Origin of the sequence: Streptomyces sp. NPDC087844, from assembly GCF_044742785.1 — a bacterium.
In the GTDB taxonomy this organism is placed as follows: Bacteria; Actinomycetota; Actinomycetes; order Streptomycetales; family Streptomycetaceae; genus Streptomyces.
Map to the genome: position 1 here is coordinate 93,891 of NZ_JBIUVD010000014.1, position 13,789 is coordinate 107,679.

The 13,789-nt window shown below is 73.9% G+C and carries 6 protein-coding genes; all 6 read right to left on the reverse strand.

Going from position 1 to position 13,789, the window contains the following annotated elements:
* Positions 1-11: 11 nt before the first annotated feature.
* A complete protein-coding gene (locus ACIOKD_RS25705; RefSeq protein ID WP_402088342.1) occupies positions 12-1,817 on the reverse strand; it encodes a hypothetical protein in 1,806 nt (601 codons plus the stop codon).
* Complete coding sequence (locus ACIOKD_RS25710) at positions 1,814-5,605, reverse strand: DUF5682 family protein (protein ID WP_402088344.1); 3,792 nt, start codon at positions 5,603-5,605, stop codon at positions 1,814-1,816. The genes ACIOKD_RS25705 and ACIOKD_RS25710 overlap by 4 nt, the downstream gene beginning before the upstream one ends.
* A 5-nt stretch (positions 5,606-5,610) precedes the next feature.
* Positions 5,611-6,780, reverse strand: a complete 1,170-nt coding sequence (locus ACIOKD_RS25715; protein WP_402088347.1) for an AAA family ATPase — start codon at positions 6,778-6,780, stop codon at positions 5,611-5,613.
* A 153-nt stretch (positions 6,781-6,933) separates the two neighbouring features.
* Positions 6,934-11,994, reverse strand: coding sequence for a hypothetical protein (locus ACIOKD_RS25720; protein WP_402088350.1), 5,061 nt, complete (start codon positions 11,992-11,994; stop codon positions 6,934-6,936).
* A complete protein-coding gene (locus ACIOKD_RS25725) occupies positions 11,991-12,845 on the reverse strand; it encodes a DUF4132 domain-containing protein (protein ID WP_402088353.1) in 855 nt (284 codons plus the stop codon). The genes ACIOKD_RS25720 and ACIOKD_RS25725 overlap by 4 nt, the downstream gene beginning before the upstream one ends.
* A 140-nt stretch (positions 12,846-12,985) precedes the next feature.
* On the reverse strand, positions 12,986-13,576 hold the full coding sequence (locus tag ACIOKD_RS25730; protein ID WP_402088356.1) for a TetR/AcrR family transcriptional regulator: 591 nt from the start codon (positions 13,574-13,576) through the stop codon (positions 12,986-12,988).
* Positions 13,577-13,789 lie beyond the last annotated feature (213 nt).

The window sequence follows — 13,789 nt, forward strand, 5'->3', positions numbered from 1 at the left end:
CCGACCCTGCCTCAAGAGGCGCCCCACGCCGCGGCGCACAGCGCCCGGTCCACCTCCTCGGTGTAGTGGGCCGCCGCGAGCCAGGCGCGGGCGAACCGGTCGCGATCGGCGGGGACCAGACGGCCGAAGGCATCGCGGGACCGGTCCGCGGCGGCGGCGTGGAGTTCGTCGAGGAGGTCTCCGGCGCAGGCGAAGCCGTAACGGCTCAGACGCCGACCGTCGGCAGAACTGTCACCGGGGAAGGCGAGCACGCGACGGCCCGCCGAGGCCGCCTGGTGGACACGGCGTCGCAGGAGATGCAGCGGTGCCTCGTCGAGGGGGGAACCGTCGGCGGTAGGTGTGGGTGCCATCCCGGGGGCGGGCAGGTCCGCGTGCTGAAGGCGGTCGAGGCCCAGGTCGACATGGGCCCCGGCATCACCGGGGTGGCCGGCGGCGACCAGGAGTGCCCGGGGCAGGGGAGAGGTGTCGAGGCGGGCGACGACACGCAACCGGGTGCCCGGAGCGGTCGCGAGGAGACGGAGGTTGTCGCGGTAGGGCAGCGCGGGGTGGTCGTGCGCGGCGGCCAGACGGAGAGTCAGGCCCTCGCAGTCGGCGAGCAGACAGTCGCCCGCGGCCTCCCGGACCGTCCCGGTGACGGTCACATCGAGGAACAGCAGACCGTCCCCGCCCTGCAGGGCGCGTGACACCTGTTCGGCGACCGGCGCCGCCCACAGACGGTCGAGAGGAGCCTCGTTCCAGGCGGCTCCCGCCGCGCGCACGGCCCGCACGCCCGCCCCCGCGCCCAGTCGGCCCGTCGGGGAGACCGTCGCGCCGGACACGGCGAGCCCGGCCCGCGACAGCTCCCGGTGGGTGAGAGCCGTGTCCCCGACGCGCACAGCCCGGTCGGCCGCACCCACGGCCCGGCCGGAACCACCCGGGGCGACATCGGAGACCGTGTAGAGCCTGCCTTCGGCGTCGGCCGTCCAGGTGACCGCTCCCGCGTAACCGGTCGCCGTCAGGACGGGCTCGGAGAACAGCCCGTACAACCGCAGGGACCCGTCCGGAGCGTAGGGCTGCCGTGCGGTGCCGCGCAGGTCGGCGAGTTCGCCATCGGTGGAGTCCGGAAGGCGATGGGCTGTCATGAGGACGTCACGGAGAGCCGCGGTGAGATCGGTGAGGCGGTACGCCGGTTCGGCGCCCCGAGCGGCACGGAGTTGGGTGACCACGGAGACCGCCGAGGCGGCGACCCTGGGCAGACCACCGACCCGTGCGGTGTGCGCGGCCCGCAGCAACTCCGCCTGCAGCACGGCCCCGGCCCCGTCCGTGCCGGCTTCCAGTACGGCGGCCGTGGCGTCGTACACGGCCAGCGCGGCGGTGCGCTGCTCGGTGGTGGCGGTGGTGGCGGTGGTGGCGGTGGTGGTGATGGCGGTGGCGGTGGTGATGGCGGTCTCGGACTCCGCCGCTGGTACGGGGGCGGTTTCGGGTGTCGACCCGGCGCCGGTGCCCGAGCCGGACTCGGAGCCCGGCTCCGGCGTTGCCTCCGGTCCGGACCCGGCGATAGGTGCGGCCGAGGCGGCAGCCGCGCGGTGCAGGCAGTCCGGTGCCAGCAGGCAGCCGCAACGGATCGCGTCCGCGCTGGTCACGCTGCCGCCGGGAGCGTGCAGTTCGAGGTGGGTGTCGTCGTCCACGGCGATGCGTACGGTGTCGCCGTCGCGGACGCACGGGCGGTCCGCGAGTTTGCTGACGCCGGCGTCCAGCCGCTTGCGGAGGCGGGGGGTGAGCCCCTGTACGAGTTCGGCGGTCACGGACGGGGCGACCGGAGGCAGATCGAGGCTCATGAGACTTTCTCCCCTACCCAGCGGGCGAGTTCGAGCGGGCTGAGGGCGGCGACGGGCATGCCCGCGGCGACGAGCTGTCCGGCGACACCGGTCGAGTACCGGGGGCGGCCGGTGTCGTCGAGACTCGCGCAGCCCAGGACATGGCAGCCCGCCCCGACAAGGCCGCGGACCTCGGCGAGCAGACCACCGAGGGGATATCCCTCCTCGAAGTCGCTGACGACCACGACGAGGGTGCGGGACGGCACGGTCACGAGCTCGCGGGCATGGCGCAGCCCCGCGGCGATGTGGGTGCCGCCGCCCACACTGACCTCAAGCAGCAGCGACAACGGATCGTCGACATGGCCGGTGAGGTCGATGACCTCCGTGGAGAAGGCCAGGAAGTGTGTGGACAGGGTCGGTACGCCCGCCAGGACCGAAGCGGTGAGGGCGGCCCAGACCGTCGAGGCCTCCATGGACCCGGATACGTCGGTCACCAGGATCAGCCGCCAGTCCGGGGCGCGTCTGGCGCGCGAGCGGAAGACGGGGTGCTCCGGAACGACCTGGACGGTCCCGTCCGGACCGCGGCGTGCCGTCGCGAGGTTGGCGCGCAGTGTGCGGGACAGATCGAGTCCGCCGCCCGGTCGTCGGCTGGGGCGCGGCAGGGTCGTGCCGTGCAGTGCGGGACGCAGCCGCGTGGCCAGTTCCCGGGTCAGCGCCTCGACCAGCCGGCGGACCAGTGGGCGCAGCGCGGCCAGCCGTGCCTCGGGCAGTCCTCCCGCGTGCCGGAGCACGGTACGCAGCAGGTCGACGGAGGGCCGCACGCTCTGCGGATCGAGTTCGGCGAGCACGTCCTTGCGGCCCGACGCGGCGGCAGCCGCCAGCACCTCTTCCCGGATGCCCGGGCCGAACAGGGCGGCGAGTTCCTCGGACCACTCGCGCACCCCGGGGTAAGGAGCCTCGCGGCCGCCGCGTGAGCCCCGTCCGTTCAGCCCGCCCCTGCTGCCCTCGCCGCGTCCGCTGCCGTACAGCTCGTCCAGCGCGGTCGCCAACGCCGAGGCCGAGGCCGGCAACTGGTCCGTACGGCGTCCGAGCACGAGCCGCCAGCGGTCGGCGGCCCCGAGGACGTGATCCTCGGAAACCCCTGCGCCGGGCCTGTGCGGTGCGGGGGACTCCACCGTCGGTACGAGCTTGTCCACGGGGGGCGGTGGCAGCAGCCCGAGCGTGCGCAGTGCGGCACGGGCCGCGAGGTCCGCGCGGGTCCAGGTGGCGAGTGCGGCGGGGTCGACGCCACCGGTGTCGCTCAGCCGCGTGGTGGCGAGGCGCTCCTCCACGATGTCGAGCAGCCGGTCGCGGGCCGCGGGACTGAGCGCGTCGAAGCCTCCCCGCAGCGCGGGGAGCCGGTCGAGCAGGTCCTGGTCGGACATCTCGGCCACCCGGTTCAGCAGTGGCTCCAGGGCGGGAGCCGCCGACTCCAGCAGCGGACCAGCGGCGGTCAGCACGCCGACGAGGCGATCGGTGAGGGCGGAACGGGCCTCGGGGGTGCCGGCCCCGTCGACCCAGGAGGCGATCCGATCGCCGAGAGCGTGCGGATCCTCGTGTCCGAGGAGCACTCGTACGGCTCCGGCGGCGCCGCGCATCAGCGGGGAGCCGTCGGTGGCCAGCCGGGCCAGTGCGTCGGCGAGCCGTATGCCCCCCAACCGGTCCGCGCGATGCGCGAGTTCGAGCAGCGCGTGCGCGTCGGCCGGCTCCTCGGAGCCGGTGAGGCCGTCGACCTGCCGCACCGCCGCGGCGGTCAGCGACTCGGCCACGGCGGTCACCGTGGCGGTACGTTCCTCGTCGGCGCCGAGGCCCGCGACATGACCTGTCCGCAGTCGGTCCAACAGGGCCAAGGCGCTGAGGAGTTCCGGCAGCGTGGCGGACCGGGGCAGCACGTCACGCACCTCGGTGAGGCGTTCGTCGGTGAGGGTCGGCAGGCCGCACTCCGCCGCCTGCCGAAGCCCCTGCAGGGTCTGTGCGGCGGTGGGCCCGCCCTCGTCCTGCTCGGCCCGCCGCCGTGCACGCAGCAGACCCTCTGCGGCCTGCGCCGGGGTTACTCCCCGGACACCGGCCGCGGTCAGCATGGCCGCGGTGGCGGGTGTCCAGCGCACCTCCCAGCGCGAGGTCAGGGCCTCCGTGCCGCCGGCGCCGACGGATTCCCTGGGCTCCCCGTACGGCACGCCGCACACGGTCAGGCGGTGCAGCAGCAGTTCGCGGCGGCGATCCAGGTCCGAGCGCAGCGGGTCCAGCCGCAGGTCCCGAGTGGCGTCGGTGCCATGGCTCTCGGGCCCGGGCAGCCGCAAGGCCGCCACCTCGTCCTCCACCGCCGGAGCCAGTCCGCTGCGGGGCGCTCCGGGTGCCGGACGGCCGCCCCGCTTTCCCACGAGCACCCGCTCCATCGCCCGCGCCACGGCCCGCCCGCGCCCGTACGGCTCGCCCTGTGTGAGTACCGTCTGCACCGCCTCGACCAGTTCGCCCCGGCCTGCCGCGGGGAGGCCGCGCAGCCGGGCGAGATCTCCGGCGAGGCGGGTGATCTCCCGGGCCTCGGCGGGGCCCGACGGGTGGCCCATGGTGCGCAGTTCGGCACAGACCTGTACGGCGGCGCGGGTCAGGGACTCCTCCAGCGCGACCGGGTCACCCGCCGCGCGCAGCACCAGATGCTGCCACTCCGGGTCCCGGATCCCCGCCGGATAGCCGGACCGCTCGTCGAGCAGCGCATAGGTGTAGGGGATGAGAGACGTCGTCCAGGCCACTGGAGCACCGGTGGCGGTGTCGCCGGAAACGGGCGACAGGCTCCTCACGCCTGTATCGGGTGACGACTGCGACGCCGATGACGTCGATGCCGTCAAGGACGCCGGTGAGGCCGAGGGCGTCGGTGCCGCCAACGCCGGGGCGTGGAAGGCGCCGACGACCACGGCGGCACGTTCGCCGTTCGCGGTGGCGGCGGCCAGCCGGGCGCGCATCCACTCCTCGCGCCGAAGATCCAGCTCTGGCACGCCCCCCGAGGCCGCTGCCGCCTCCTCGCGCAGCGCCCAGCCCGTCAGGAGCGCGGCGCGCCGCAGCGCTTCGGGAGGTGAGTCCGGGGCGGCGGCCTCGACGAGACGGTCCCAGAGATCTTCACCGGTACGGCCGGTCAGCCGGGCGCGCAGGGCTGTGGCCAGACCCGCCGCGGCCCGGGTGGCCGGAACAGGCGGGGGACCTCCGGTCGGCGGCGTGGCGGAGGACCGGTCCGTCCCCTCGCGGCCTTCTTCGCTTTCCTGACCTGCCTGACCTGCCTGACCTGCCCGGCCCTCCTGACCTGCCCGGCCCTCCTGACCTGCCCGGCCCTCCTGGCCCTCCTGGCCCTCCCGGCCCTCCTGGCCCTCATGACCGTCGTGCGGGCGTACGGGTTCGTGGCGGGCGGTGCTCCACGCCCGGTCGGCGAGCGGCAGGTCGCACGCGACGACCGGCACCTCGTGCCGCGCGGCCCAGCGCACGGCCGCCAGTTCGGGCGAGAAGTCGGCGAACGGATAGAAGGCCGGGCCCCGGCCGCCGCCCCCGTCGCGGGGAGCGGCGGCGAGGGCGACCGGTGCCCGCGTCTCCTCGTGGGCGAGCCACGGCAGCCATTCCTGCATCTCGTCGGGGAGTTCGACGAGGAGCACATCCGGCTCGGCCGCGTCCAGCAGCGCGGGCACGGCCGCGGCCAGCGAGGGCGCGTGATGCCGTACGCCGATGAGATAAGGCGCCGCCGGGTCGGTGAGAGCCGCGACGGCTTCCTCGGGGGAGAGGGGCACGGTGGTCAGCCCTCCAGGACGGAGCGCAGGTCCCACAGGGTGCGCCAGGTGGCGGAGCCCTGCTCGGCGCGGCGCCTGACGGGGCCGTCCCAGTAGCCGCGGAGCCGGGCCGCGTCGGCGGGGTCGTCCTTGCGGACCACGCCGAGCAAATGGCCCGGCAGCAGGCCGAGGACATCACGGTCGCCCGGGAAGTAGGCGGCGGCGAGTCCGAGGGCGCCCGCCACGGACACGGCTTCCGCGGTGCTCATCACCGTGGAGGGCCGTTCGACCTCCCAGCCTTCCGCGGACCGGCCCTCCCGCAGGTCCCGGAAGGCCGTGATGAGGGCTTCCAGCACGGCGTCGTCGACCCGGAAGGGCGCCCCGGCGCGCTCGACCGAGGCACGGGCCTGACCGCGGACGAGCGCGGTCTCGGCGTCGAGGTCCGCGATGGGACCGATGGTCTCGAAGTTGAAGCGGCGCTTGAGCGCGGCCGACATCTCGGAGACGCCCCTGTCGCGCAGGTTGGCGGTCGCGATGAGGCAGAAGCCGGGCGCCGCGTGGGCCAGGGCGTCCTCGGTGCCCGCCAGTTCGGGCACGGCGATGCGCCGCTCGGAGAGCAACGACACCAGGGCGTCCTGCACTTCGGGCAGACAGCGGGTGACCTCCTCCACCCGGGCGACGGCCCCCCTGGTCATGGCGGTCAGGACGGGTGACGGCACCAGGGCTTGCCGACTGGGCCCCTGGGCCAGCAACAGGGCGTAGTTCCAGCCGTACTTCAGCTGGTCCTCGGTCGTGCCCGCGGTGCCCTGGACGACCAGGCCACTGGTGCCGCAGACCGCGGCGGACAGCAGCTCGGACAGCATGGACTTGGCGGTGCCGGGCTCCCCGACGAGCAGCAGCCCGCGCTCCCCGGCGAGCGTGACGACGCACCGCTCGACCAGGGCACGGTCGCCGACGAACTTCCCCTCGACCACGAGGCGCCGTGGCACGCCCTCCGGCACCTGGGCGTCGTCGGGCAGCCGCAGGGCGCGGTTGTCGCTGCCCATGACGAACGTGACGACGGCGCGGGGCGTGAGCCGCCACGCCGGTGGCCGCGGCCCGTCGTCGTACGCGGCGAGGAAGGCCAGCTCGGTGGCGTGCCGGTCCTCGGGCGGTGTGATCTGGCGGCCCGGGGCGGAGGCCAGGGTGGTGGTCATCGGGGGCACGTCCGGTCGGGTCGGTGGGTCATGGGCGGAGGGGGTGTCATCCGGTGGGCGGTCGTCGTGGGAGCCGTCATCGGGGAGCCGTCGTCAAGGGCTCGTCCCGGTCGTCCCGGTCGTCCCGGTCGTTCTGCTCGGTTCGGGCGGTGGTCATCGGCGGCGGCCCTTCCGGGTGGCACGGGTGGTGAGCTTCTCGTAGGCGGGCGCGTCCCCGTCCTGGACGCGTCGCCAGGCGCGGGCGAACAGCTCGGGCACCGGGAGGAGCGGCACGGCACGCGTGCTCTCGCGTATCGGGTAGAGGCTCTCCTTCCAGGTCTCCACCGGCAGGGCGGGGGACTTGAGGTCGCGCCATCCGCACGGCAGGAAGAGGGTGCGCCCGGCGCGCGGTCGCTTCGCCTCGACCACCAGGTCGGTGGCGGTCAGTTCGGCGCGGGCCCTCTTCAGCCGGGTGGGCTTCCAGCCGGTCCAGCGGGCGCAGTTGCGGTCGGTCGGATCGGGCAGGGCCAGCAGCTGGAGGTAGAGCGCCGCCGCGTCCTCGCCGAGACCGTGTGCCTCGGCCACCTCGGCGACCAGTGCGGGAGCGACGACGGTCGGGTCCTGGGCGTACCCGGCGGGGCCTTCGGGGTCCGTGCCGGCCTTCAGCGCGTGCGCCAGTTCGGCGTCGAGGATCGCACGCAGGGACCGGACACCGGCGTCGCGCTGCGGACCCACCAGGCCAGCCAGGAGCCCGAGGACCGAGTCGTCCGGACCGGTCAGGGCGGCGGTGCGCAGCAGGACCGTCTCCCGCTCGGCGTACCAGGGCCGCAGCGCGAGGGCGTCCCCGACGGGTGTCAGGCCGTGCGCGTCGGCGCCCCCGGTGGCGGGAAGCCCGTACGCCTTGCGCAGTTCGACCGCCGTCGAGCCGCCCTTCTCGGTCCACATGACATCGAGCCCGAGCAGTAGCTCGGGGTCGGTGAGGCGGTGCCGCAGGGCGGCGAGGCCCGCGGGCAGGGACGCACGCAGCGGGTGCCCGTACGGCAGCGCGTAGGCGAGTGAGGCCAGGGCGGCCACCGCGCGGGTCAGGTCGTGCGCGCCGGGCAGTGCGGCGGGGTCCGCCGGGACGAGACCGCCGTCCTTGTCCGGACGCTGCACCGTGGTGCGGCTGATCCAGGCGGTGAGTCCCGGATTGAGCACGGACTCGGCGGAACCGGCGGGCAGACCGGCGAGATCGACCGCGAGGTCCTCGGGCAGGCGGACGACGGAACCGAGCCGCTCGGCCCACACCCGGCCCGCGGTCGCGGTGTCGGGACCGGTGGTCCACAGGTCCGCGGGGTCCTTGGGCAGCAGGGCGCTCAGCAGCGCGGACCGGTCCTCCCGGCTGAGCGACGACAGGCGGCCGTTGCCCAGGTCGAGTTGCCGGGGCTTGAGTCCGATCGTCGCGAGGGCGTCGGCTCCGGGTTCCTGCGGACGCCCGGCGAGCAGCACCGCGGCCTGGACGGGCCCCAGGCCGCCGCGGGTCGCGTCGGCGAGAGCGGCGGGCGCCTCGGGCAGCCACGGGGCGGCGCCCTTGTCCCGGACCAGCCGGGTGACGGCGGCGAGGCCGTTCTCGGGGAACGCCGACACCACCGAGGTCTCCTTTGCCAGGGTGAAGTGGGCGACGGCGCCGAACGCACCGGAGGGGTCGTGGTCGAGCGCGAGCCAACTGACCCGGGCGTGCTGGTTGTCGACGTTCCGGCAGCCGAGGACGACCACGGTGCGGCCCTCCCGGCGGAGCACCTGGCCGGCACGCTGCTGCTTGGTGTGCGGCTCGCTCAGCACGATCTCGCGCAGCCCGCCTCCGGGCGTGGCGAGCGGCCCTTCGGCGATCGCTTCGAAGAGCAGGAGCAGCGCTTCCCGCTCGGCCTCGGTCACCACGGGCGCGGCGGCCCGGTAGGCCAGTGGACGAAGCTCGGCGAGAAGGGACGTCCAGGCGCCGCCCGTACCGGGGATCGTGTGTTCCTCGCTCCGCCATCCGTCACCGACAGCGCCCGTCCGGGCGAGGTCGGGCAGCGGCCTGCCGTCGGCGGGCCGCCCCGACAGGACATGGTTCACGGACCGGATCTGGCGCAGAGTCGTCCACTGGGATTCGCCGCCCCACCAGCCCCGCATCTCGGCGAGACCGTCGGCCGCCGCACGCACGGTCCGGTCGTCGCCGTGCACGGGACTGTAGTCGGGGAACATACCCTCGCTGCGTCGGCGGTCGGCCTGCGGCCGCTCGACCGGCGGCTCCACGAACGTGGCGACCGACCCGTCGACGCGGAGCGCCGCACGGACCAGGGCGGACACACCGGTGAGCATCCGCTCGTCGGTGAGGTGGGGCAGGGCCTCGGACACGGCACGCCGGACGAAGTCGTCCGCGGACGCGACGACGGGCTTGCCATCGGCGGTGGTCCCGGCCGGGTCACCGGTGTCGAGGGCGGCGTCACCGGCCTGGAGGATCTGGGCCTGCCGCTTTGCCAGCGCCCGGTCCGCGGCGGCCAGGACATCGGCCGCCGTCCTGTCGGTGAGCGCACGCAGCACGGCGGAGGCCCGCTCGTCACGGGGGCGCAGCGCGTGCCAGAAGGCCACCGGCGGTACGAGCCGCGTACCGGCCGCGAACTCCCCGCCGCTCTGGCCGGGTGTCACCCGGCCCAGTTCACCGGAGTCCGAGGTGTCCTCGTCGGCGAACAGTGCGACCTGCTGATGGAACTGTGCCGCGACGGGCTCGGCGCCGCCGGGCAGCCGCAGCGCACCGAGGGGGAAGCCCGCCGACCGGCTGCCGGCGGACAGCCGGGTGACGGTCCGGCCGTCCGGCGTACCGGTGGTCGTCCGGGCCTCGGCTCCGGTGCCCTCCGCACGCACCCAGCGGCCCAGTACCGTGCCGTCGGTGCCGAACGGGGTCCCTTCGAGACCGGGTTGCAGCGGCAGGACCTGGCAGTGGTGCTGCAGGAGCGTGGCGTCCTCACGGATGCCCGACTGGAGGAAGGCGGGCAGGGACGCACGTCCGTGCGTTCCGGTGGCCGGGTCGTACTCCAGCCAGACCTGCTGCAGGCCCTGCTTGCCCTGACGCCAGCACGTCGTGCCGTCACCGATGACGGGACGGTCGGCGGGCAGGACGGTGTCGCCGGCGTGCAGGGTGCGTCCGCCGGTGGCACGGCCGCCACCGGACAGCGGGATGGAGGGATCACCGGCATCGCTGCCGTACCAGTACGGCAGTTGCTCGCCGCCGAGGGTGAACACCTCGGACGGCCGGGCCGACCAGTAACCGAACTGCTTGTCGTCCTGCCGCCAGATCACGAGCAGTTCACCGTCGGTGTAACGGAACCGCGGATACGTCCAGCGGTCCAGCTCTACGGGCAGCCGCAGATCGTGGTCGAGGAGTACCTCGTCCGGGCCGACGACGACCGCCTTGTGGCCGCGGGAGAGGATCAGCGCGGGCCAGGCCTCCGTGAGGCGCAGATGATCGTCCTGATTGCGGCCGGTCTCGCTGTCCATGAGCCGCAGCGCCTCGTCGAGGGCGGGCCAGCCCAGCTCGTCGGGGATGCCGGCCCGCAGGGTGCGGCCGAGCAGTGGCGCGATCTCGTGCCCCGCGACGCGTGCGACCGCTCGCGGGCTCACCCGGGCGGCGACCGGACGGAAGGGGCGCAGGCGCTGGAGGGCGGCGCGGGCGCCGGGCAGGCCCGTGGACGAGCCGAACGTCTCGGCCGCGTCGTCCAGCCACTCACGCAGCACGTCGTGCAGTACGGGATGGTCGGCCAGGCTCTCCAGCAGTTCGGTGGAGAGCGACCGGTCGTTGCCCAGTGTCCCGATGGCCCGGTGCAGCAGCGGCCGACAGCGCGCGTCCGCGGCGGTGGCGGCCAGGTCGCGTCCGCCGGGCCGGCGCTCGCGGAGCCAGCGGTCGAGGGCCAGATGCACGTCCTTGTCCGGTGCGGGCATCGCGAGCGGAATGCCCTGCGCCACGCACAGGTCCAGCAGGTCGAGGTCGGCACCGGCGTACCAGCGGCCCGTGAAGAGGTCCACGGCCCGGCCGTCGGCGCGCAGCCGCGGCGCCATCCGTTCGACGAGTTGGAGAGTGAGCGGGGAGCGCCCGCTGACCGTACCGCCGTGCTTGCGGTGGGTGGCCCAGCGGCTGAGCCAGCCCGCCGCGTCGATGCCGTCCACCGAGACGCCGCCGCCGGCCTCGCCGGCCGCGTCGCCCGCGCCGGCCTCGCCGGTGAGGAGGCGATCGGCGCCGCTCTCGGCAAGCAGCGTCAACCAGAACTCGTCGTTCTTGACGTCGCGTCCCAGACCGGTCGGCATGATCTCAAGGAGCCGGACCCGTACGGCCGGTTGCCGCTCGGTGAGGACGGCGAGAGTGGCTCGGTACGCGGTCCAGAAGGAGGCGGGCGCCCGGACCGCGGCGGGTGAGGCGATCAGGTCGGCCACGAACGCGCACTCCTCGGTGACCCGGTCGAGACCCGCGGCCTTGACCAGACCACGGGCGTCCTGCGGCAGCGACGCGTACGGAGGCATGCCGGCCGCGCAACGCTCCACGCACAGCTGCCGGAACTGCGCCCACGCCGTGGCCGGGTCGAGCCGGTGGGCCAGATCCTTCACATGTTCCTTGAGCGCCTTGACCGTCAGCGCCCCGGCGAAGGCGAACTCCAGGAACACGGCACGCTGCCGCTCCTCGTCCACGGTGAGCGCGTGCACCCGTTCGGCCTCGCGGGCCTTGCCGAAGAAGGTGGCCCCGTACGTCGTGTTCTCGTGCTGGAGGAAGACCCGCGCGGCCTGCTCGTAGAAGGTCGGCAGGAAGTGCGGCACGGCCCGGCCGAGCCGCTCGCCGAGCGCCTCGAAGCCCTCCTTGGCCGTGCCGGGGCGGGACTTGGCCTGGCGCGCGAGCCGTTCGACGTCCTTGACCAGCGCCAGTGCGTGGTGACCGTTGGCAGGGTCGTTGACCAGTGCCCAGGCGGGGAAACCGAGGGTCTCGCGGCGGACCTGGCCGACCTCGGGAGTCTGAGGCTCACGGGCCAGACCGAGGAACTCCAGAGCCAGGTCCTCGGCCTCGCCGAGCGTGCCCGGTACCAGGCGGACGGCCACCCGGCCGTCCAGCGCGGGGTGGCTGTACGTCCGCACGGTGAGAGTGTCGGCGTCCTCGCCTGCGGTGGTGCCCAGGGGCAGGACGGCGCCGGCTTCGAGCAGCGCGGCCGTGTTGCTGTGCGCGTACGTGGTCATGCCGCCTGCTCCTCGTCCTCGATGTCACGCCCGGCGAACAGGGTGGCCGCCATGCGCATGCCCTCCGACCAGGCGACGGGCCCCACCTGACCGAGCCTCAGAACCCGGCCCGCGCCGTCCGTCCACATCAGGGGGCCGGTCTCGGTCTGCTCGTAACCGTCGTAGTCGCCGATCCAGACGCGGGCCTCGACGCCGCGGGAGTCCTCCCGCACGGAGCAGACGGCGTTGCCGCCGCGCACGCGGTAACCGTGCTGGGTGGTCCGGCCCTGCAGGAAGCGCAGTTGCCCGAACGTGCCGCCCGCGTAGTCCTCCACGGTGGTGGCTTCGGCGTCGAGGGCCGCGGGACGGTGCCACACCTCGCGGAAGAGCTGCTGGGCGCGCTGCTCGACACCGATCTCGACGGCGAACTCCCGCAGTTCCGCCAGGTCGTCGAGAAGGACGGGGTGGGGGAGGCGAACGAGTTCGGGAGTGATGCGCACGCTGTCCCCGTCGAGGTCGACCAGGCCGAGGCCGCGGTCGAGGTCGACGTCCCGCAGGAATCCGGCCACTTCGTCGTCCGGGCCGGTGACGACGAGATCGCGGAGCGCGCTCTGCCAGGCGGGGTCCGGCCACACCCGGGCGATGACGGCGAAGGGCACCGGAAGCGAGCGCACCAGCCACTTCTCGACGTCGGTGAGGCATTGGCGCTCGTGCCGCTCCAGCCACTCGGCGAGCTGCCGCAGTCCCATGACCGCGGGATCCTCCGCGAGTTTGGCCGGTACGGACTTCAACCGCCGTCCCGCGGCGTTGCGGCACACCACCTTTCCGCCGTCGAGGCCGACCTCGTAATCGCCGGCCGTGACCCACCCCATATGTGCCTCCCCGCACTTCACTGATCAAGTGCCGAGAACTCTAGGTGAGGCCACTGACAACGCTCCCTCTCGGCCGACCTGACAGCGACGCCGCTCGTTTCGAGCCAACCGCCAACCGCCGACCGCCAACCGCCAACCTCTCAATGTTGGCGGCGCAGGCCCGCGATGAGGATTCCCACCAGTCGACGTGCGTCGTAGCGGGGGTTGTTGCCCGCGCCCGCGCAGAGTCCGCCGACGCCGCGCATGAGTGCGTACGCGTCCATGCCGGGGTCGATCTCCCCCGACGCGGCCGCGGCGTCGAGCAGTTCGGCGCACACGGGCACGAGGCGCTCAAGGAAGTAGGAGTGCAGGGGGTCGAAGCAGGGGTCGTCGGACTGCAGCACGGAGGCGAGCCCCTGCTTGGTGACCACGAAGTCGACGAACAGGTCGATCCACTGTGCCAGTGCGGCGTACGGATACGCGCTGGACGCCAGCAGCGCGGGACCGGCCTCGGCCAGAGCCTCCACCTGGTGCCGGTAGACGGCGACGATGAGGTCCGCCCGGGTGGGGAAGTGGCGGTAGATCGTGGCTGTTCCGACGCCTGCCCTGGCCGCGATGTCACGAATCGGCGCCTCGACGCCCGACGTGACGAAGACCGCGGCGGCCGAGTCGAGCAGGACCTCTTCGTTGCGGCGCGCGTCCGCACGTTTGGGGCGGGCCGTACGTCCCGCACTCTGATCGTTCTCGCTCACCGCACCGTCCCTCTCACTGCTGACCGTCGTAGCCGTCTTTACTAAACGGGACACTGTCCCGTATGTTCGACACCAATGCGGGACACCGTCCCGTTTCCTCATCATGGCAGGTGGGGGAGCTGGTGGCCAGCCGCGCAGAGTCAGCACATCGAACAGTCGGAAAGAGGAATTCCCGTGACTGCATCAACCGCACCCGCACCCGCATCCGCACCG

Coding starts and splice junctions, on each gene's coding strand:
- ACIOKD_RS25715 (WP_402088347.1), bottom strand. CDS start 6,780: ATGACCACCACCCTGGCCTCCGCCCCGGGCCGCCAGATCACACCGCCC.
- ACIOKD_RS25705 (WP_402088342.1), bottom strand. CDS start 1,817: ATGAGCCTCGATCTGCCTCCGGTCGCCCCGTCCGTGACCGCCGAACTC.
- ACIOKD_RS25725 (WP_402088353.1), bottom strand. CDS start 12,845: ATGGGGTGGGTCACGGCCGGCGATTACGAGGTCGGCCTCGACGGCGGA.
- ACIOKD_RS25720 (WP_402088350.1), bottom strand. CDS start 11,994: ATGACCACGTACGCGCACAGCAACACGGCCGCGCTGCTCGAAGCCGGC.